19 protein-coding genes are annotated in these 21,386 nt (G+C 33.4%); 15 read left to right on the top strand and 4 right to left on the bottom strand.

Annotation, left to right across the window (positions count from 1 at the left end; genetic code table 11):
* Positions 1 to 32: 32 nt before the first annotated feature.
* The 3 genes from B0A75_RS17840 (at position 33) to B0A75_RS17850 (ending at position 2,787) form a co-directional block, all read left to right on the top strand.
* Positions 33 to 281, top strand: a complete 249-nt coding sequence (locus B0A75_RS17840) for a hypothetical protein (protein ID WP_089055625.1) — start codon at positions 33 to 35, stop codon at positions 279 to 281.
* Between the two features lie 76 nt (positions 282 to 357).
* A complete protein-coding gene (gene eptA, locus B0A75_RS17845; RefSeq protein WP_262490112.1) occupies positions 358 to 1,908 on the top strand; it encodes a phosphoethanolamine--lipid A transferase EptA in 1,551 nt (516 codons plus the stop codon).
* Between the two features lie 87 nt (positions 1,909 to 1,995).
* Positions 1,996 to 2,787: a CPBP family intramembrane glutamic endopeptidase gene (locus B0A75_RS17850; protein ID WP_089055627.1), complete on the top strand. Its 792-nt coding sequence runs from the start codon at positions 1,996 to 1,998 to the stop codon at positions 2,785 to 2,787.
* Positions 2,788 to 2,814: 27 nt separating this feature from the next.
* On the opposite strand, the gene B0A75_RS17855 is transcribed toward B0A75_RS17850, so the two are convergent.
* Positions 2,815 to 3,285, bottom strand: coding sequence for a cupin domain-containing protein (locus B0A75_RS17855; RefSeq protein WP_089055628.1), 471 nt, complete (start codon positions 3,283 to 3,285; stop codon positions 2,815 to 2,817).
* A gap of 12 nt (positions 3,286 to 3,297) precedes the next feature.
* Positions 3,298 to 4,704, bottom strand: a complete 1,407-nt coding sequence (locus B0A75_RS17860; RefSeq protein ID WP_089055629.1) for a DUF1254 domain-containing protein — start codon at positions 4,702 to 4,704, stop codon at positions 3,298 to 3,300.
* Positions 4,705 to 5,051: 347 nt separating this feature from the next.
* Here B0A75_RS17860 and B0A75_RS17865 point away from each other — a divergent pair, with 347 nt between their 5' ends.
* On the top strand, positions 5,052 to 6,473 hold the full coding sequence (locus B0A75_RS17865) for an amino acid permease (RefSeq protein WP_089055630.1): 1,422 nt from the start codon (positions 5,052 to 5,054) through the stop codon (positions 6,471 to 6,473).
* A gap of 162 nt (positions 6,474 to 6,635) precedes the next feature.
* Positions 6,636 to 7,334 (top strand): DUF1826 domain-containing protein, encoded by a 699-nt coding sequence (locus B0A75_RS17870; protein WP_089055631.1) that lies wholly within the window; start codon positions 6,636 to 6,638, stop codon positions 7,332 to 7,334.
* Positions 7,335 to 7,432: 98 nt separating this feature from the next.
* Here B0A75_RS17870 and B0A75_RS17875 read toward each other — a convergent pair whose 3' ends face one another.
* Positions 7,433 to 7,678 carry a ribbon-helix-helix domain-containing protein gene (locus B0A75_RS17875; RefSeq protein WP_089055632.1) on the bottom strand — a complete coding sequence of 82 codons (246 nt, stop codon included), beginning with the start codon at positions 7,676 to 7,678 and terminating at the stop codon, positions 7,433 to 7,435.
* Between the two features lie 1,260 nt (positions 7,679 to 8,938).
* Here B0A75_RS17875 and B0A75_RS17880 point away from each other — a divergent pair.
* On the top strand, positions 8,939 to 9,736 hold the full coding sequence (locus B0A75_RS17880) for a hypothetical protein (protein WP_089055633.1): 798 nt from the start codon (positions 8,939 to 8,941) through the stop codon (positions 9,734 to 9,736).
* A gap of 180 nt (positions 9,737 to 9,916) precedes the next feature.
* Here the strand turns inward: B0A75_RS17880 and B0A75_RS17885 are convergent, their stop codons facing one another.
* On the bottom strand, positions 9,917 to 10,324 hold the full coding sequence (locus B0A75_RS17885; protein ID WP_089055745.1) for a helix-turn-helix domain-containing protein: 408 nt from the start codon (positions 10,322 to 10,324) through the stop codon (positions 9,917 to 9,919).
* 180 nt (positions 10,325 to 10,504) lie between these two features.
* Here B0A75_RS17885 and B0A75_RS20730 point away from each other — a divergent pair, with 180 nt between their 5' ends.
* From B0A75_RS20730 to B0A75_RS17925, 9 genes are all read left to right on the top strand, one after another.
* Complete coding sequence (locus B0A75_RS20730; RefSeq protein ID WP_244284421.1) at positions 10,505 to 10,774, top strand: hypothetical protein; 270 nt, start codon at positions 10,505 to 10,507, stop codon at positions 10,772 to 10,774.
* Between the two features lie 3 nt (positions 10,775 to 10,777).
* Positions 10,778 to 11,062, top strand: coding sequence for a hypothetical protein (locus tag B0A75_RS20735; protein ID WP_244284422.1), 285 nt, complete (start codon positions 10,778 to 10,780; stop codon positions 11,060 to 11,062).
* A 224-nt stretch (positions 11,063 to 11,286) separates the two neighbouring features.
* Positions 11,287 to 12,120 carry a universal stress protein gene (locus tag B0A75_RS17895; protein ID WP_089055634.1) on the top strand — a complete coding sequence of 278 codons (834 nt, stop codon included), beginning with the start codon at positions 11,287 to 11,289 and terminating at the stop codon, positions 12,118 to 12,120.
* 22 nt (positions 12,121 to 12,142) lie between these two features.
* Entirely contained in the window at positions 12,143 to 13,189 is a 1,047-nt protein-coding gene (locus B0A75_RS17900; RefSeq protein WP_089055635.1) for a beta-ketoacyl-ACP synthase III, read from the top strand.
* A gap of 94 nt (positions 13,190 to 13,283) precedes the next feature.
* Positions 13,284 to 14,369 carry a sensor histidine kinase gene (locus tag B0A75_RS17905; RefSeq protein ID WP_089055636.1) on the top strand — a complete coding sequence of 362 codons (1,086 nt, stop codon included), beginning with the start codon at positions 13,284 to 13,286 and terminating at the stop codon, positions 14,367 to 14,369.
* Between the two features lie 5 nt (positions 14,370 to 14,374).
* Positions 14,375 to 15,127, top strand: coding sequence for a LytR/AlgR family response regulator transcription factor (locus B0A75_RS17910; protein WP_089055637.1), 753 nt, complete (start codon positions 14,375 to 14,377; stop codon positions 15,125 to 15,127).
* 521 nt (positions 15,128 to 15,648) lie between these two features.
* The gene (locus tag B0A75_RS17915; RefSeq protein WP_089055746.1) at positions 15,649 to 16,782 is read left to right on the top strand and encodes an efflux RND transporter periplasmic adaptor subunit; all 1,134 of its coding nucleotides are present in this window, start codon (positions 15,649 to 15,651) and stop codon (positions 16,780 to 16,782) included.
* 31 nt (positions 16,783 to 16,813) lie between these two features.
* The gene (locus B0A75_RS17920) at positions 16,814 to 19,969 is read left to right on the top strand and encodes an efflux RND transporter permease subunit (RefSeq protein WP_089055638.1); all 3,156 of its coding nucleotides are present in this window, start codon (positions 16,814 to 16,816) and stop codon (positions 19,967 to 19,969) included.
* 2 nt (positions 19,970 to 19,971) lie between these two features.
* Positions 19,972 to 21,381 carry a TolC family protein gene (locus B0A75_RS17925; RefSeq protein ID WP_089055639.1) on the top strand — a complete coding sequence of 470 codons (1,410 nt, stop codon included), beginning with the start codon at positions 19,972 to 19,974 and terminating at the stop codon, positions 21,379 to 21,381.
* Positions 21,382 to 21,386 lie beyond the last annotated feature (5 nt).

A 21,386-nucleotide genomic window follows, 5' to 3' on the forward strand; every position in this document is an offset into this window, starting at 1 on the left:
ATTGAATCTTTATTAATTTAAAAATATTTACGATGGAGAAAGCTATAAAACTAAAAGTCCGCAAAGAGTTGAATAGTCAACAACAGTTGAATATAATTAAATTAAAAGGAAGTTTAATTACTAAGGGCTATACAGAAATTATACATATTCTGGATCAAGATGATGAGTTTCATATCAACTCTTTTGAAACTCCTGTTGAAACAAAAATGGAAGTTCAGGAATTTATTAATGCATTTATAATTAAAGAGAATCTGGCAGATACAATATCACTTTTTAGATAAGTAATATTGATGACAAAATTTAACTTATATAGTCATAATAAGCTGTTATTATATGAAATTATCTTGCAGATAACAGTTGTTTTACTATGCAAAACTATGGCAGTTCATGTTTAAAAAGAATTGGAGAATAACGCATTTTGTTCTTCTTATAAGTTTCTTAAATTTTCTTCTTTTTCATTTACCATTCTATGTTTATGTCTTTAATAACGTTGATTATAAAAGCATGAATGGCATAATTTTGATTGTAAGTATAATAGTTTTAATGTTGGTTTTAAATGCGTTTGTTTTTTATCTGATATTTTCTATTTCTCAATTTATTGGAAAAATGCTGTCGGTTTTATTCTTTATAATCAATTCTATAGCGCTTTACTTTATTAATACTTATCATGTTATCATAGATGAAAGTATGATTGGTAACGTTCTCAATACCAATTATGAAGAATCGAGCAGTTTTTTTTCGATTAAATTGGTTTTATATATTGTTTTACTTGGGATAATTCCAAGTATCTATATCATTAAAGCCAAAATAATAAAGAAAACGTGGAAGAAATTTTTAACCATTTCTTCTCTTACGTTATTATTTATTGCGGTTTTAATATTTGCCAATGCAAGCAATTGGTTGTGGATTGATAAAAACTCCAAACAATTAGGAGGTCTGGCAATGCCTTGGTCATATTCTGTAAATACATCACTTTTTTATATCCATAAACACAAAAAGAATCAAAAGGAAATTTTACTGCCAAATGCTGTACTAAAAGACAATCAGAAAGCGGTTGTGGTTTTAGTAATAGGAGAATCAGCAAGAAGTCAGAATTTCTCTTTATATGGCTACAAGAAAAATACAAATCCGCTGCTTTCTAAAACACAGAACGTATTTCATTTTAACGCTGTTTCTTGTGCAACTTATACAACTGCTGGTGTAAAATGTATTCTAGAACATACAAATAGTGATGCTTTTTATGAGATACTGCCTAATTATTTATACAGAAATAATGTTGAAGTTATCTGGAGAACTACCAATTGGGGCGAACCTCCGGTACATATTGAAAAGTATCAAAACAGAGATGTTTTAAGAAAGGATTGTAAAGGAGCAGTGTGCAATTATGATGAGGTACTTTTAACTGGATTAAAAGAACAGATAGTATCCAGCAAGAAAAATAAAGTATTGATAGTATTGCATACAAGTATAAGTCATGGACCTGCTTACAGTAAAAAATATCCGTCTCAATTTGAGACTTTCAAACCTGTTTGCAATAGTGTCGAATTAGGAAAATGTTCTCAAGAGGAGCTTATCAACGCTTATGACAATACTATAGTTTACACAGATTATATTTTGCATCGTGTAATTGAAGATTTAAAACAACTGAAAGAGTATAAAAGCACGATGATTTTCGTTTCGGATCATGGAGAATCTTTAGGTGAAAAAAATCTATATATGCATGGAGTTCCTATAAGTTTTGCGCCAAAAGAGCAATATGAAATTCCTTTTATTGTATGGGTATCTGATCATTCAAGAGAACTAAAGACGAATAAAACGCTGACTCAAAATCATGTGTTTCATAGCGTTTTAAACTTTTTAAGTATTGAAAGTCCTATTTACAATGAGGAAATGAATGTTTATAAGTAGCTGCAATTCTTTAAGGAAGAGTTTTAGAATTATTGATTTAGTTTATTTGTAAAGAAAGTTTTATAGTATTAACTTAAAAATAAAGTTATGACTGCATCAAAAGCATCTGTAAAGTATCTTTTTTCTATTGGCAGAGTCTTACTCTTTTATATTTGTAGTGTTGTAATTTTTGCCACTTGCTCGGGAGCAGTCAAAAACGTTTATTTTGGGGATCATTTATCTTTTCTAGCTTCTTCAATATTAACTTTTTTATTAGTAATTGGATTTGCTAAATGGGAAAAACTTTCATTAAAAGATATTGGATTAAAGATTGATCGAGGCAGTTTTCTTCGTTTTTCAGGCGGTTTTGTAATTGGCTGTGTAATGGTAGTGGTTCAAGCCATTATTATTTCAAGTTTTGCCAAAGTGAAGTTTTCTTTAACTTTTGATATTCAATTAATAAATGTAATTACTTCATTGATACTCTATTTTTTGATCGCCTGTAGAGAAGAGTTGGTTTTTCGCAGTTACAGTTTAAGAAGTTTAGCTTATTCAATAAATGCTGCAAAGGCATTAGTGATCATTACTATTATTTTTATTATAGAGCATGTGATTGGTGGATCATCTTGGAAAATGGCAATTTTAGGATCTGGTTTTGGAGGAGTTTTATTTGGTTTGTCGGCCTTGAAATCAAAAGGTTTGGCATTGCCTTTGGGACTTCATTTTTCATGGAATGCTGCTCAATGGCTGTTGGGATTTAAAAACAATACAGGCGTTTGGAGAGAGATTGTAGAGAAAGGGCAGGAATCTCATGCCGAAAATATTGGACTGGCAGGATTTATTTTTGTTATGAGCGTTTCAATTGCAGCAATATGGTTTTTTTATAAAGGAAGAGAGTAATAGCAAGATATTTAAATCAGAATAATTTTAGATGAATGATATTCCAAAACTACCGCAGATATCCAAAACTTTCTCCATATCAGGAGGCCCGGCAGGCAGTCGATTAAGTTGTATAAACATCTCTTCGATTCCAGAAGGGATTATTGTAACTATGGCTTTGGCATTTTGTTCTCCTACAACTCTAAATGAATGCGGTATTTTGCGTGGCAGAAAAATAGTATCGCCTGCTTTTAATAGGTTTGTATTGCCTTCTACAATAAATTCCATTTCTCCTTCGAGTATTCGAAATACTTCATCTTCATTTGTATGCACGTGTAAGGGTATACCAACTCCAGGCGGATTATTGTTTTCAAATATGGTAAACTTTCCAGCGGTGTCTTTGCCCGAAAGCTTTATTGTTTGAATATCTCCGAGAATATTTTGATATAAACCTTGTTCAGCAGTTATGATTTTTGCAGGCGGTGGAGCAGTTTCGTCAATAAGATTATCTTTTGCCATAAATTTATCAGATTATTTTTTTACAATTTCAGGTAAAGGCATTTTCCAAATGTTGTTAAGCACATCAGATTCTGGGCCGTAAATTCTCATAACAAACATGAAGTTTTCATCTTTAGGAGTAGGGAGCCAGTTACTTTCTTTGTCTTTTCCGGGTGAAGTGTGCTGCATATAAATAATCAAATCTCCATTTGCTTCATATTTTAAACCTTTAGTTTTGTTACCAATCGAATATCTATTGATTGAGTTTGGAACAAGAAAACGTTTTGGCAGATTGTACATAGTTATACTCCAAAAGTATTTTGCTTTTGGCAGTTGATCCTTGCTGAATTTTATCACATAATTATTTTTTCCTAAAAGCGGTTGATTGTTTTTATCATTACTGCTTCCAGTATAAACCGCTTCTTCTTTTGTATTTCCATAAATTCCTGCAGCGGCGGCAACTGCTCGGGTTAGATAATTGTTTTTAAGCTCGGCACGAGTACCAAAAAGATTTGCAAAATCGGTTACAGTATTTAAGTTTGATTCTAGTTCTTGTTTTGCTTCTGCAATTCCTTTTTCTATCGCTTTAATAGTCTCTGGCGGATATTTAGAGCTGTCAAAAGGAGTTCCCGGTACAATTCCAATTTGGGCAAAACGGGCTCTAAGTTCTTTTTCACTGCTGTCTTCACTGGTATATTGTAATAATGAATTTAATACATTGATAAACTGTGGAGAGCTGTAATCACTTTCTTTCCAAGTTGGAAGCGGTAAATTGTATTTTTTTACTTCTGGAGCTGCGCTTTGTGTAAATTGATGAAGCGGGATTAACTTATATTGCGCCTGAATTTTTTTAAGATTAGATACATCTGATGGATCATGAAGCTGAGTGCGTCCAACAAGAAAAATTAAATTTGTTTCAGAACGTAAAACCTTATTGATGCCTTTTGGAGTTTCGCCTTTCCAATCTGGTCCTGCAATTAGATATTTTCCTGGATTATTTCCAGTAGTTCTTGATCCAATGTATTCATAATTAAAAGTATATAAATCTACAAACTGCATTACATAATACCTGTCGTTTTCTATTTTTGGAACTTCCATAACAACCGGTTCATTCGAAACATCAATGGCAGCCATTGAATATGGAGTGTCATTATTTATTGTTATTACCAAAGTATCTGCAGGAGTTGCACTCATGGCAAAGCTTTTAAATTTGTTAAAGCCCACATACTCTTTTGCCTCTTTATTTAAGGCACTTGCATAAATAGTTTTATAATTATAGAATATAGGATACCCGTAAATCCATGCTTCTTTTGCAATAGCAGTTATTGAATCAGATGAGACTGCTGCATCAGTACTATCTTGTTTATCGTTTGAGGCGTTTTTTTTGCAGCCAGTAAACACTAAAAGAGAAATGATAATAAAAGCAGTTAGATTTTTCATAATCAAGCAGTTTGTTTATAAATAAATTATTTCCTGATTTTAAAATTAGAATTTAAACGAAAAATTTCAACTTTTTTAGATACAAATATGGTTGCAACTTATAAGTTGCAACCATATTCTCTATTAATCTCCAATAAAAGAATTAATCGACAGTTTAAATACTATCGATAATCGGAAAAAAAAGTTGAATTGTGTCGTAAAGTTGTCGTGAAGCCGAAGACTTCAGAATGTAAGACAAGCTAATAGAACTTTTTAGTATAGTGTATCCTTTGTACGATTCCTTTTTTAACTTATCTTCGCTCTTTATACATTTGTGAGTACATTTAACTCATTTTAAAATTTAATTTGTGAAACAAAAACAAGAAACTGCAGAAGATAATCAGCTTAAACGCGGACTTACTAACCGTCACATTCAGTTAATTGCCTTAGGAGGATCAATAGGAACAGGTCTTTTCTTAGGAATTGGTCCAGCGGCCGTATTAGCAGGGCCGTCTGTTATTTTAGGATATGCTGTTGCCGGAATTATCGCTTTTTTTATTATGAGACAACTTGGCGAAATGGTTGTCGAAGAACCTGTATCAGGAAGCTTTAGCCACTTTGCTTATAAATATTGCGGTTCATTTGCGGGTTTTGCATCTGGTTGGAATTATTGGATTTTGTATATTTTAGTCAGCATGGCTGAACTTACCGCCATTGGTGTTTATGTACAGTTTTGGTGGCCGGAAATTCCGCTTTGGGCATCCAGCTTGTTTTTCTTCTTAGTTATTAATGCTTTGAATTTTGCTTCGGTAAAAGTGTACGGAGAAACTGAATTTTGGTTTTCAATCATAAAAGTTGTCGCAATTATTGCCATGATTCTTTTTGGTACTTATTTGCTTATAAGCGGTACAGGAGGAGAACATGCAACGATTCATAATTTATATAACGATGGCGGATTCTTCCCAAAAGGTTTCTTTGAAAAAACTACTGATGGCAGTTTTCAAGGTTTATTAGCAGCAATGGCTTTAATTATGTTCTCGTTTGGAGGTTTAGAACTTATTGGAATTACCGCTGCTGAGGCAGAAAATCCAGAAAAAAACATTCCAAAAGCAACCAATCAGGTTATTTATAGAATCCTTATATTTTATGTTGGAGCATTGGTTATTTTATTTGCTTTATCACCGTGGAGACAAATTACTACAGACAGCAGCCCGTTTGTAATGGTTTTTCAAAATTTAAACGGAATGGAGTTTGAGCTGTTTGGCAATAAAATATATTTTACAAAACTTATAGCCAATGTGCTTAATTTAATTGTATTAACCGCTGCTTTATCAGTTTACAATAGCAGTGTTTATAGTAATTCACGTATGTTATACGGTTTAGCAGATCAGGGCAGTGCTCCTAGGTTTTTAAAGAAACTAAACAAACAATCAGTGCCTGTTAATGCTATTTTAATTTCTTCATGCTTTGCCGCAATCTGTATTTTAATAAATAAAATAATCCCCGAAGAAGCGTTTAGTATTTTAATGTCTCTAGTAGTGTCTTGTTTAGTTATTAACTGGGTAATGATTTCTTATACACACCTGCAATTTAGACTTGCGAAAGACAAGGAGAGTACAAAAACTAAGTTTCCGTCAATATTTTATCCAGTAAGTAATTACATCTGTTTCGTGTTTTTATTGGGAATTTTATTCATCATGTGGATGACTAATATGAAATTGTCTGTAGAATTAATTCCTATTTGGCTGGGTATACTTTTTGTATTTTACAAAGTTTTTAAAACAAAATAATAAAGCAGCTTTTACTGCATTATTATTGTATAGCCAATATTATTTAAACACATAGAAACATAGTTATTTCTTTATCTAAAAAAAGAAAATTAAAAGAAACTCGTTTCTAACACATAGTCCCGATTGCTGTCGGGACTATGTGTTTAAAAATAATAACATACCATGAACAATATATTTTCTGATAACAGCCAAATAGGAGTAGTAACTGCTTTCTCTGATCTTGTAAATACCCATTTCAAAGGAGAAATGAATGCGCTTTGCTGGTACAGAAATTTGGATGGTGATTTTAATGAGATTGTAACCAAATTATCTTTAAAAGAAAATATAACCGAAGTTTTTCCCGAAGATTTAATTGCGCTCCAACTCTCAGAAAAGGGAAATACGGCTAGAGAAATAATCTTAAATGATTTACAATTATTAACTCATTTTCGTGCTTCGCCCTCGCTTAATTTACTGAAGTGTTACGAACGTGATGACGAATTTGATTTTATATCTACAGATGTGTATTCGTTTCACGTTGATCGTTCGCCTATTGCAACAGATACTTTTTTATGTACCTATCACGGAGCCGCAAGCGATATTGTTTCAAATTCGCAAGCAGACCAAAAAATCCTAATTCCAGAAGTCCGAGCAAAATTAAAAGAACTCCACGATGGACCAGAGGAAGAATTCGAAGATTTTCTAAAAGAAAACTATTTTGATTTGCATTATCAGCTTCATCCGGATGCAGAACCAATTAATTTAGGATTAGGACATCTTTGGCGTTTGGCTGTAGATCATCCAAAACAACAAGTACTTCCTTGCATTCATAGAGCACCAATAGAAAATGAAGGAGAATATCGATTGTTGCTGATTTGTTGAGAGTAAAGTCTGATCTCTCGGATTTGTGCAATGACAGTTTGGAAATCCTTTCCAAACCCATTGGTGTATTAATAAAAACTGATGTAAAGTAAAATAGCTTATAAATTAGGCAGATCTTTTTTAAATTCAGCTAACATTTCTTCTCTAGTTTGTTTTTTTGCAAAGTCGCTTTTTTCTCCCTTATCTATTTTAGCTCTTACAAACTCATAGTATTCTTCTTGTGAACGAGCTTGCTTAATCAAATAGTTAATAGCTTCACTTTTGCTGCTAAACTCTTCTGTATTAACTTGATTTTTCAACCACTCTTCATTATGGGCAGTTAATGATATATTTTGGCGTGTCATAAATAATGCAAGTTTTATATTTGTGTGAATTTACACCAATATTTTAAAATGGAAAACATAATTCTATGATAAAAATAGTATTTGTCACCTGTTTTTAATTAACATTTTGAATCCAGATGCGCGGATATGCCTAACGATAGCCTATTCAAAGGTTAATTATATCTCTCATTTTGAAAGGCTTATCATATCATTTTGATAAGAATTTATAAATAACATGATAATTTTTATTTGGTAGTAAATTGATAATTAATTATTTGATGTTTTTTAAAATTTACTGGCATGCAATTTGACTTCATTTATCAAAAATAATTCAACTGTTTTGCATAATTATATAGGATTACATCAATTTTGAAAATGATGTAATTCATTACAACTGTAATAATAGAATTATAACCCCAAAACAGTATCAATTTTAAAGAAATATGAAAGCAAAAAAAACTAGAAATAAAGAGATTACGAAACGATATTTATCAAATAAATCGATGCTGAGAAAAGATAGAGCCATTAACTTAATTGTGTTTGCTATAGTTTCCTTTATTACCGTTTTGCTAATCTGGCAAATAGTATAGATTGTATTTAATTAGCCTATATCAAAATGATGCTTTGCGGGCACGGATTACAAATCTGCGCTATCGGGTTCGGAATAGCTTTGAAATACGATGTTTTTGTAGTACATTCGTAAAATAATATTGAATATTAGTAGTAATTAGTTTTTTATCGGTTGTTCTTTTTGGATGTCCACCCGTAACTTTTTTCCAGTTTGCTCTGGGTGGAATAACAGTTTTTAACTATATTAAAAATCTTGAAGGTATGAATGACAAAGGAATTTTTTTGAAAAGGTGGATTTGGGTTAACGCGGGCAGTCCGAGTTTAGAAAAGTCAAATTGATATTAAAACTAATGACGAATATATTGTAGTTAGCCTGCAGGTTCGATTCCTGAGCTGTCCACGAAATAGGTCCCTCAATTGAGGGGCTTTTTTTATTGGTCTCAGATCGGGGTAAATGGTTCTTCCCATCATTTTAATGATCCCGATCGCTCGTATATGCGCAACTATAGTGCGGAAATTCTTTCCGTTCCTGTTCCTATATTAATAAAAATCTGTTATGATTACTTTGCGGGCACGGATTACAAATCGGGCGATCAGGTACTAATGGTTTTTTATATTTGTAAAATTTGTGTTTAACCGAAAAATCTCGCATCTTTAATCCTCAACATCCACAAACGCTAAGACGTTATCTGTAATTTTAAACCAGATATAATGAAAGAAATTGTAGAAAAATATATAAATAGTCTTCCAAAAATTAGGAATTTCACTTGCACACTTTTTAAAAATCTAGATTCTTACACGCAACATGGCACTGGTGTTTTTGTAAAAATTGGAATGAAATATTTTCTATTCTCCGCAGCTCATGTTTTTGATGATTTTGAAAAATTATTCATACCCATTAAAGAAGGTAAAACATTAATTAAACCTGGTGGAAATATTATTAAAAATAATCCAAAAAACGATAGGAAGTCTGATGAATTAGATGTGGCAATTTTAATTTTGGACAATCAATCTGTAATAGATTTAAGCATTGATTATTCATTTCTTGAAAGTTCAAATATTGAGATTAATCATTCTTCAATTGATTTTATGAGTTACATAGTTTTTGGATACCCAAGTAATTGGTCAAAAAAATCACATTCGAGAAATTCATTTCATTCTATTCCATTTATTAGTGTCACAAAATGTGTGAATTTAAATGAGTATAAGAAATTAAAAAGAGATGCTTATTTAAATCTTATTGTAGAGTATGATCGACAAAACACGCCCAATCTAAAATCTAAATCAATAAGTTATGGACCTGATTTGTTTGGGATTAGTGGATGTGGTCTGTGGTATATCAATAATTTTGATTTGAAAAGCGAACCAAAATTAATTGGAATTATGAATGAGTGGTCAATTTCAAATAGAAATAGATTAATAGCAACAAGAATAGATGCATATACAGAAATACTACGTAAAGAAGGAATAATTGATTTTAAAGAAACGGATTTATTCGAATTTAAATAAAAAATACAGATAACAGCTACTACAGCGGATTTGGGCAATTGGCATAATGGAAAGTTTTGTATTTGGAATGATTGGAAAAATTTGAATAATGTACTTAATTTAGCCCTAAACCCGCTGTAGTAGCAAAACAGAAAAGAGACTTTTGAGTCTCTTTTCTGTTTTATATATCTTTAAAAACTATTATTTGCTAATCAATTTCTCAAGCCTAACCATCATTTCATCTTTCTCTTTCAACATCCTTTCATACAAAGCAATTTTTTCATCATGAAGTTGAATCAATTTTTCGATCGGATTAACATTAAATGTTGAACTATGTCCCGTATTTAAGAATGCTCCATTTTCAAAAGTATTAGAAATTATATTTATCGCTTGTTCTTCATCAAAATTCTGAAAAGCTTCAACAGGAATTTTTAATACTGCTGAGATTTGTTTTAGCAAACTGTCTTCAATTACATCTTTTTGCTCCAGCATAGAAATTTTCTTTTGGTTCCAGTCTTCGCCCAGATCATAAGCTAATGCTTCTTGCTTTATGTTAAGCATTTCTCTAAAACGTTTTACGTTTCTTCCCTGATGTATTTTCTGTTCCATAATGAATATTGGTTTTCTAAGGCTCAAAGATAAAGCCATTTGGTCTAAAAATGATGAGTTTCAAAGATAAAAAAATATTTTAAAGAAGAATTATTTTGTAAGAATATTATAGCTGTTTATCGAATAGATTATCCTTTTGAAAGAATAGAATTTCGCTTGATAATTTTAAAGTTACTAACTATGAAAAAGGATAAAATATCTTTCGAAACCAGATATTGGGCAGGATATACGACAAAAAATCCGTTTAGGGCAATTAATGCCTTTTTTGACTATGCAGATCTTGATTATTATAAACAACATTTAAGCGAAATGGTAATTTACAGTTATAAAAGAAAAGTCTATTTACAGGACAATCCCGCTAGTGTTTTTGTTTTATATACTGCTTTTAACTCTTTTCTGAAAATTTGTTACTGCCTGCAAGAGAAAAACAAAAAATGGAAGATTAAATAATCTTTGCGTTCTGAAAAGGTTTTTCATCTTTTGTCGCTTACAAAAGAGGAATACGAAAATCCTTTTATTGTATTTCAAAAAGCATTTGATGAATTAACTCTTGAGGAATTTGCACTATTTCTATGTCAAATCCTCGAGCTTTCGTTGTTTCCTTATGCCGAAGATCCTGACTTTGACCTGACGACACCTTATATTCATTTAATGAAAATGCTCGATGCCGTGGAGTTAATAAGAGAAAGGGGAGTTGAAAAAATCAAGAAAACAAATCAGATTAATGCTGTGATGTAATTATTATTGAATATTTTTTTAAGTAAAAATAAGCAGCTTTAACTTTTTGCGGTAAAAATGGTATCCACTCCAAAGTAATATTAAGTGAAAAAAGCTTGAGTAAAAATTTTCAGAATGTAAATATTACGGTTGAGTCTAAAAATATGATTCTTCAGTAATTTTAAAAAAAAAGGTAAAGTTTAATTCAGCAATTTTACGGCAATAATTGCTTAATCTATGTATCTATGATAACTCCACTTACCATAATCGCCGCTACAAATTTTTCTACTATCGCAGGCAATGCCGTAACTTATGCTGCGGGACTTGCAAAAGCAACAGGTGCCAAACTTATTTTGTTCAACTCATTTTCGTTAAGCGTTCACAGTGCCAATTCTTTGATTACTGCCGAATCGATGCAGAAACAAATGGATAAAGCAGCTTTACGAGTTCAAACTTTAGGTGAGGAGATCGCAGATTTGTTTAAAATTTCCGTAGAAAGCATTTGCAGTTATTCTTTTTTAGAAGATGAACTTCCCGCTATCATTGATCAAACTAATGCTGATCTTGTTGTGATGGGAATGGCAGAACGTTCGCTGGAGCAGGATTTACTGGGAAATACAACCACTTCGGTTATTAAAAGTTTAAATATTCCCATTTTGGCTGTTCCACAAAATGCCCGTTTTCAAAACGCAAAAAAAATCTTGTATGCCTGTGATACGCTAAGTTTATCGTCAATTAGAAGATTTACCTGGATTAGAGAGGTGATTGGCAATTTAGGTTCTGAAATTGAATTTTTCAGCGTTGATAAAAAATTAGACGAAATAAGAGAAGAACAAGGCAAAGTTTTACTAAATTCTTCAATTGGAAATAATTTTGAAGATGTAAAATATATTTATAAAAACGTAAGATCAAATGCGGTGATCGATGAAATTAAGAAAGAAATCAAAAATTTTGAAGCCGATATTTTAGTAATGGTACCTCAAAAATATGGTTTTTGGGATTCATTGATTCATAGAAGTAAAACCAGAATTATGGCCGTAGGTTTAGATATTCCATTATTATCTATTCCAAAGAATTAAAAAAAACAAAAAAGACAAAAAAATGAAGGCAGTAATTACAGCTATTGGCGGTTTTGTACCCACTTCAATCCTAAATAATAAAACAATTTCAGAAACTGTTGAAACTACAGAGCAATGGATTGAGAAAAGAACAGGAATAAAAGAAAGACGAATTGCAGTAGGTAAAAGTACATCTGACCTTGCCTGTGGTGCGATCGAAAATTTAATGAGCAATTATGATGTCGATGCTTCTGAAATTGAAGTTTTGATACTCGCAACAGCCACACCAGATCATATTTTGGCGCCAACAGCCAGTAAAATATGTGAGCTGAGCGGACTTAAAAACGCTTTTGGTTTTGATATGAATGCAGCTTGCAGTGGTTTTTTGTATGCTCTTGAAATGGGTGCAACAATGATTGAAAGCGGACGTTATAAGAAGATTATTGTAGCTGGTGCAGACAAAATGAGTTCGATTGTTGATTATGAAGATCGAAATACTTGTATTCTTTTTGGAGACGGGGCAGGAGCGGTACTTTTAGAAAAGACCGAAACAGAATACGGATTATTGAAGAGTATTTTAAAAACTGACGGAAGCGGTACTGAATCTTTAATTGTACCAGCGGGCGGGTCTAAATTTCCTGCTAGTATGCAGAGTATTCTGCACAAAAAACATTTTATTACACAAGAAGGATCATTTGTGTTTAAAAGAGCTGTTGAAGCAATGTCAAGTGTATCAAGAGATGTTTTGATTAGTAATGGTCTAGATGCCGATGAAATTGACTGGGTTATCCCGCATCAGGCAAACCTGAGAATTATAAATGCTGTGAGCGAAAATCTTGCTATCGATAATAAAAAAGTAAAAGTTAATATCGAAAGATATGGCAATACAACCTCGGCGACAATTCCGTTATGTTTATGGGATTATGCTGCTGATTTTAAAGAAGGACAAAATCTGCTTATAACTACATTTGGAGCTGGATTTTCTTGGGGTGCAACCTGTTTAAAATGGGGCGTTATGAGAGAAAGAAAACCGCAAAAGTCTAATAAAGCAATTCAAAAAAGGAAAGTTTTAGAGCCGCAATTATCGTAATCTTATAGATTAATGAAAATAGGATTTTTTCAATTTTTATCTTTGTTTAAAATTAAAAGTATAAATTTATTCATAAACCAGTTGTTATATATAAATGGGGGCAAGTATTCAAAATAAAATTACGGGGAAGAATTTTTTCTACAAATACTATAGAATTATAGTTATTCCAGTAGTTTTTTTAGTGTATATGTCTTCCTATTATCTGTTGAATCCATATCAGGAAGAATCTTTAATATCGCTTGACTCGACATTCGATATTTTTATTATTCTGATATACTGTGGTGTACTTACAGAATTAAGTCTTTTTGTTGGACGAAGTTTAAATCGTTTAATACGCTGGGAACATAATCCTATTTTTAGAGCAGTTGCGCAGTTTATATGCCTCATAGCAGGAAATATTCTTTTAAACTATGTTTTTTCCTATTTATGGAACTATCTATATCCCGAAGCTTGTTTAGAAGAAAATGAACTGCTTATTATTTGGCAGTCTAACATTATGGCTGTGATATTATCTCTTTTTATTAGTTCAGTGCATACCGGAATTTTTTTATTGAACCGCTGGCGTGTGACCTCAAATGAAGCAGCTGAGCTCAAAATTAAAGCTTCGGAACTTCAGGAAGCCGTAACGCGATCACAGTTAGAATCGCTAAAATTGCAGTTAGATCCTCATTTTATATTTAATAATTTCAGTACATTGACTGAACTGATTCATGAAGATCAACAAGCAGCAGGATCTTTTTTGGAAAATATTACACGTGTGTACCGCTATATGATTTCGAACTTAGATAAAGACACTATAACGGTAAGAGAAGAAATGGAGTTTTTAAATGCCTATTTCTATCTGCTAAAAAAACGATTGGGTGAAAAAATTGACTTACATTTAGAAGTTGACAGCAATTGTCTTGATCTTCATTTGCCGCCATTAACGTTACAATTATTGGTCGAAAATGCCGTAAAACACAACATGGCAACATTATCGAGTCCGTTAATTATATCCATTCATTCAGAAGAAAAAAGTTTAATAGTAAAAAATAATTTACAGCTTACTTCTGGAAAATCCCTAGTTTCTACAGGTGTAGGGCGCAAAAATATAGAATTTCGGTATAAGATTCTATTCAACAAAAAACCTGTTTTTTCACAGTCATTAGAAAGTTTTACAGTGCGTTTACCATTAATATAGAGAGTATGAGAATTTTGATTATTGAAGATGAGAGTATTAATGCCAGTCGACTTAAAAGACTCTTAGAAGAATTAGAACCCAATTGTGAGATCCTTGCTATTATTGATACCGTTGAAGGGGCTGTAAAGTGGCTTCGCGCAAACGAAAAACCGGATTTAATAACCATGGATATTCGACTGGCAGATGGAATCAGTTTTTCTATTTTTGAAGAAATAAAAATTACAAGTCCTGTTATTTTTACCACGGCTTACGATGAATATGCGGTAAGAGCCTTTAAGGTTAACAGTATCGATTATTTGATGAAACCTATTGATAAGAGCGAACTGGAATTTGCGTTGCAAAAGTTTAAAAAACTATCTAAATCTGACAGTAATATTGATATTGCCGAAATTTTAAAAGGTTTTTTAAATAAACCGAATTTTCGTCTTCGCTTTTTAGTAACGCATCGTGACGGCTACAAAAGTGTGAATGTTACCGATATTGATTTTATCTATTCCGAATTTAAAACATCAAATTTGGTTTTAAAATCGGAAATGGTGATTCCAATTCCACAAACAATGGAAGAATTGGAGCAGGAACTTGATCCAGATGTTTTTTTTCGTGCCAACAGGCAGTTTTTCATACGTGCCGAAAGCATAAAATCGATCGCTAATTATTTTAATGCCAAACTTAAAATTCAGTTAAAAGCTGATCCAGAGCGCGAAGTAATTATAAGCCGCGAAAAAGCACCCTATTTTAAACAATGGATGGATCGATAGGAAAGGTTTAAAGATGAAAAGGCTCAAAGCGACAAAGTTTTTTTATTTTTTTGATGAAAAGCTCTTTTTTTTATTTTTTCCTCCGTCAGGAGAACAAAATCGGTGCTAAAAATCCTTTAATCTGCGGTAAAAAAAACTTTGCGACATAATATTGCTAGTGCATTATTAAATCTGCTAAAATCTGCATAATCTGCGTGAAAAATAGAATCTTTTCAATCCTTTAATTCTATCTAACTCTTTTGAAGTTTTTTGTAATAGGCTTAAAATTATATGTCTATTTCTAGTTGCTGAGAAAAATCGTTGTGATTTAACCTTCTTTCAAAATAATTATAAAAAAGCCTTTCTATAGCGTATAATCCTATAGCATAAGGTTTTTTTTATGCGCTATTATTTGGGTAGACTTACGTCTTCGTTTCAGTATCGAAAAATTCCGTTTGGGTAAGTTTATCCCGTAAAAAGGCTCTTTTGAGTTGTTAATTTGCTGTCAAATTTCAGGTAATTCATTTAAAATGAAAAGTAAAATGACAAAACAGTTTTTTAAGAATAATAAAGCAATTGGCAGGATTGCAGTTTTATTGATAATCATTTCTTTCTCTTCGTGTGGGAAAAGTGCAGATGCGCAGATGGCGCCTCCAAAACCAGAAGTTGACTTTTTACAGACCAGTTCCGTAACAGGTGATGTCGAAAAAAAATATCCTGGAACAGTCGAAGGTACTGTAAACGTTGATATAAAAGCGCAAGTATCAGGTTATCTTGAAGCTATCTATGTTAAAGAAGGAGATTATGTAAACAAAGGACAATCTCTTTTTAAAATTAAAGGCGACATATATGCCGAGCAGGTAAACAACAGTTATGCCGCCTATAAAAGCGCTTTGGCAAACCAAGCCAATGCAAAGCTGGAAGTAGAAAAAATCAAACCGCTTGTTGAAGGAAAAGTTTTTTCTGATATGCAGTTAAAAACAGCGCAAGCCACTTACGAAGCGGCGACAGCACAAGTAGCACAAGCTAAGGCGGCTTTAGGATCATCAAAGTTAAATGCCGATTTCTCTTTGATTAAAGCTCCTGTAAGCGGTTATATTAGTCGTATTCCAAATCGTATAGGAAATTTAGTTACACCAAACGATGCAGTTCCTTTGACTACGCTCTCAGAAATTAACAATGTATTTGTTTATTTTTCGTTGACAGAAGCCGATTATCTGGCTTTCTCAAAAGATTCAAAAAGCGATCAAACAGTAAGTTTGATTATGGCCGATGACAGCCCGTACGATCAAAAAGGGAAACTAGAAGTTGCCAGTGGAAATATTGATCGTGCAACAGGTACAATTGCTTTAAAAGCCATTTTCCCAAACCCGAAAAAAGAATTACGTTCTGGAGGTTCCGCAAGAGTGGTATTGAACAAAAGTTTATCATCAGTAATTACAGTTCCAATGGCAAGTGTAAAAGACATTCAGGATAAATTTTTCGTTTTTGTTTTGAAAGAAGGAAACAAAGTTGCCATGGTTCCTATTGAAATTGCAGGAAGCGCCGGAGTAGATTACTTCGTAAAATCAGGTTTAAAATCGGGAGACAAAGTAGCTTTAAATTCTATCGATGTGCTTTACGATAATATGGAAGTAGTTCCAAAAATCGCTGGTAAAGCCATAAGCAGTAAATAATATTTGATTTAAACTTATAATAACATTTTCCATGTTAAAGAAAATAATAGACAGGCCAGTATTGGCCACAGTTATCTCTATTGTATTGGTAATCTTGGGGATCATTGGTCTTACCAGATTATCTGTGACGAGATTTCCTGATATTTCGCCGCCGACTGTAATGGTAAGCGGTACGTACCCAGGAGGAAATAGTGAAACCGTTATTCGTTCAGTGGTAACCCCATTAGAGGAACAAATTAACGGAGTTGAAAATATGGAGTACATAAAATCTACTGCCAGTAACGATGGATCTTTTTCGATCAGCGTTATTTTTAAACAAGGCGTAGATCCAGATCAGGCTGCGGTAAATGTACAGAACAGAGTGCAGCAAGCGACACCAAAATTACCGCAGGAAGTTGTTCGTATGGGACTTACGACCTCGAAACAGCAAAATAGTATGATTGTTATCTTCAACTTATATACAGAAGATAATGCTAAATATGACGAGTTGTTTTTGCAGAATTATGCCAATATCAACTTAGTGCCTCAAATGAAACGTGTTCCGGGTGTTGGACAGGTTCAAATTTTTGGACAGAAAGATTATTCGATGCGAATCTGGCTGGATCCGCGTAAAATGGCAAATGCAGGTTTAGTTCCTTCAGATGTTACGCAGGCTATTGCAGATCAAAGTTTAGAATCGGCTCCGGGAAAATTAGGAGAAGAATCTAAAGCAGCCTTAGAATATGTAATTCGTTACAAAGGAAAAAAGAATAAACCAGAGCAGTATGAAAATATTGTCGTTAAAAATAACGGAAGCAATGTTCTAAGATTAAAAGATGTTGCGCGAGTAGAATTTGGTTCTATTTCTTATAGTGGAGATAACAAATCGAACAGTAAAAATGCGGTTACAATGGCAATTTTACAGACTTCGGGTTCTAATGCAAACGATATTGAAATCGGGATTAATAAAGAAGTAGAGCGATTATCGAAGTCTTTTCCTCCCGGTATTAAATATGTGAACGTAATGAGTACTAAAGAACGTCTGGATGAAGCTACCGGACAGGTGAAATCGACTTTGTTTGAAGCTTTTATTCTGGTATTTATCGTCGTGTTTATATTCCTGCAAGACATTCGCTCGACGATAATTCCTGCTATTGCAGTGCCAGTGGCGATTGTTGGAACTTTTTTCTTCTTGTTGGTTTTCGGATTTACCATCAACATTCTAACACTCTTTGCGTTGGTTTTGGCCATCGGAATTGTAGTGGATGATGCTATTGTTGTGGTTGAAGCTGTTCACAGTAAAATGGAAGAGGATGCAGGAATTTCAGCCAAAGAAGCTACTCATGGGGCAATGGCAGAAATTACTGGAGCTGTTGTTTCGATTACTCTAGTCATGTCGGCCGTATTTATTCCAATTGGTTTTATGACAGGATCTTCGGGGATATTCTATAAACAATTTGCCTATACATTGGCAATTGCGATTATTATTTCAGCAGTAAATGCCTTGACTTTAACTCCTGCATTATGTGCACTTTTGCTTAAAAATCATGGAGATAAACATGGAAATAACGAGCATAAGACCAGTTTTAAAGACCGTTTTTTTGTTGGATTCAATACAAGTTTCAACAATTTTACTGGAAGATACATTAAAGGGGTTCGTTTCCTTATCGGAAGAAAATGGATCGCAGCAGGATTGGTTACTGGAATAACAGCTCTTGCAGTTTACATGATGATGTCTACACCAAAAAGTTTTGTTCCGCTTGAAGATGACGGCTTTATGGTTTATAGTTTATCAATGCCGCCGGGAACCGCACTTGATCGTACTACAGAAGTAGTGCAGAGAATGGAAAAAATATTAGAATCAGAAAAAGCGATTGATGTCAATACCAGTATTACTGGATTTAATATTTTGAGTAACAGTTCCAGTACCGCATACGGATTAGGATTTATTAAATTAAAACCTAAAAAAGAAAGAGGTGAAGTTAAAGATATCGATGAAATTTTGAACAGTGTAACGGCTAAATTATCCAAAATCAAAGAAGGTTCGATTATGGTATTCAGGATGCCGCCTGTTGAAGGATTTGGTGTAACAAGTGGTGCCGAAATTGTATTGCAGGACAGAATGGCAAGAAGTCCAGAAGCTTTAAAAGCAATGTCAGATAAAGTGATCGGACAGATTATGCAGCAACCCGGAGTTCAATATGCCTATACGACTTTTAGAGCCGATTATCCGCAGCTGGAATTGGAAGTTGATGAAGACAAAGCCCGCCAGATGGGAGTGAATGTGAAAGAGCTGTTAGGAAATATTCAAACGTATTTTGCGGGAGATCAATCATCAGATTTTACAAGATTTGGTAAGTTTTACAGAGTAAATGTAAAAGCCGATGGAATATTCAGAATGGATCAAGATGCCTTTAATGAGATTTTCGTTAGAAATGCAGATATGCAGATGGTTCCTGTAAAATCAATTGTAAAATTCCATAAAGTGTACGGACCAGAATCGGTCAACCGTTACAACCTTTACAATTCGGTAAATATTACTGCCATGGCATTACCAGGTTACAGTAACGGTCAGATTATGGGAAATTTAGAAAAGGTTTTGGATAAACTTCCTTCTGATTACAGTTACGAATGGACAGGTTTAAGTTTGGAAGAAAAAGCAGGAGGAAATCAAACCGTTGCCATTTTCGGATTATGTCTGTTGTTTGTATTCTTTTTATTAGCAGCACAATACGAAAGTTATTTATTACCGTTGGCGGTTTTACTTTCAATTCCAACAGGAATATTGGGTGCTTTTGCCGGAGTAAAAGCAGTTGGGTTAGATAACAACATTTATGTTCAGGTCGGACTCATTATGCTTGTGGGACTTCTCGCCAAAAACGCCATTTTGATTGTGGAGTTTGCATTGCAAAGACGTTTATCAGGTTTAAGTATTGTTGAAGCGGCAATTGAAGGAGCAAGATCAAGGCTGCGACCAATTATTATGACATCATTGGCCTTTATTGTAGGTATGATTCCTTTGATGTTTGCTTCTGGAGGAACTGCAGTTGGGAACAGATCGATTAGTGTCAGTGCTTCAATTGGGATGTTGAGCGGTGTTATTTTAGGAATTTTTGTAATTCCGCTGCTTTTTATCGTATTCCAATATTTACAGGAAAAAGTATCCGGTAAGAAAGTTACGGTGCAAGTTCAAACTATAAAAGAATAATAATGAAAACACTATATAAAATTGGAATGGTTTTACTTACCGGAACGCTCATGACATCATGTGTGGTAGGAAAAAAATATTCCCGTACAGATTTACAAGCGCCGGAAAAATACCGTGAAGAAATTGCGGTTACCGCCGACACGGTTTTACTGCCGTGGAAAAATTATTATAAAGATCCTTTGTTGGTTAATTTGATTGAAAAAGCACTCGTTAAAAACAACGAGGTGCTTATTGCAGTCAAAAGTATGGAACAGCTTGATCTTGCTTACAAGCAAGCCAAGTTGTCCTTACTTCCAACACTTGATTTTGATGCAGGAACAAGCCGTTCCTACCTTTCAAAGAATTCGTTAAACGGATCTTTAAGTTCACAGTTTACGAGTAAAGATTATATGGACGATTATAACGCTTCTTTAAAAATGTCTTGGGAAGTTGATATTTGGGGAAAAGCAGCCATGCAGAAAAGAGATGCAAAAGCGACTTATTTTGCGCAGAAAGAAAACCTGTCTGCTTTAAAAACAAGAATTATTGTTCAAGTGGCACAATCGTATTACAATCTTTTAGGATTGGATGAACAATTGAAAATTGCTGAAAAGAATATTGAATTAAGTGACAATACACTTAAAATGATGAAACTGCAGTATAATTCGGGTTCTATAAGCTCTTTGGCAGTAAATCAAACTGAGGCTCAGAAAAAAACGGCAGAATTGCTCGTTCCTTTAGCAAAAGCCAATATAGCTGTTCAGGAAAATGCCTTGCAGATTTTGTGTGGCGAATATCCAAACACAATAGAGCGTTCAGGAAACTTAAATGTTGATGAATTTGCTTTCAAGATGCCATCAGGAATTCCAGCTTCACTTTTAAGCCGAAGACCCGATGTAAAAGCGAGTGAGTATGCAGTTATGTCGGCAACAGCAAAAACAGGTTTAGCTAAAGCCACCATGTATCCAACGCTGAGTTTAAGTCCGTCAATTGGAATCAATTCATTTGAGTTTGATACTTGGTTTAATTTTCCCGGATCAGTTACAAAAAATATAGCAGCGAATCTGGCACAGCCTATTTTTCAGAAAAAAGCTTTAAGAACAGCTTACGAGGTTGCCGTTTTAGAACAGGAAAAAGCAGTTGTATCGTTTAAGCAATCTTTTATTACTGCTGTTGGTGAAGTTTCAGACGCCATGTCAAGATTGAAATATGCTGACGAGCGTATTGAATTGGCTCAAGAAAAAGCGGCTTCTTTAGACAAAGCTACTGCTGATGCTTCCCTTTTATATAAAAGCGGAATGGCAAATTATCTTGAAATTATAGCAGCTCAAAACAGTGCATTGCAAAATGATCTAGATTTGGTCACTATAAAATTGGAAAGATTAAATGCGTCCGTAAACCTTTATCGTGCTTTAGGCGGAGGAGTGGAGTAAACTCC

Origin of the sequence: Flavobacterium oncorhynchi, assembly GCF_002217355.1 — a bacterium.
Lineage (GTDB): Bacteria > Bacteroidota > Bacteroidia > Flavobacteriales > Flavobacteriaceae > Flavobacterium > Flavobacterium oncorhynchi.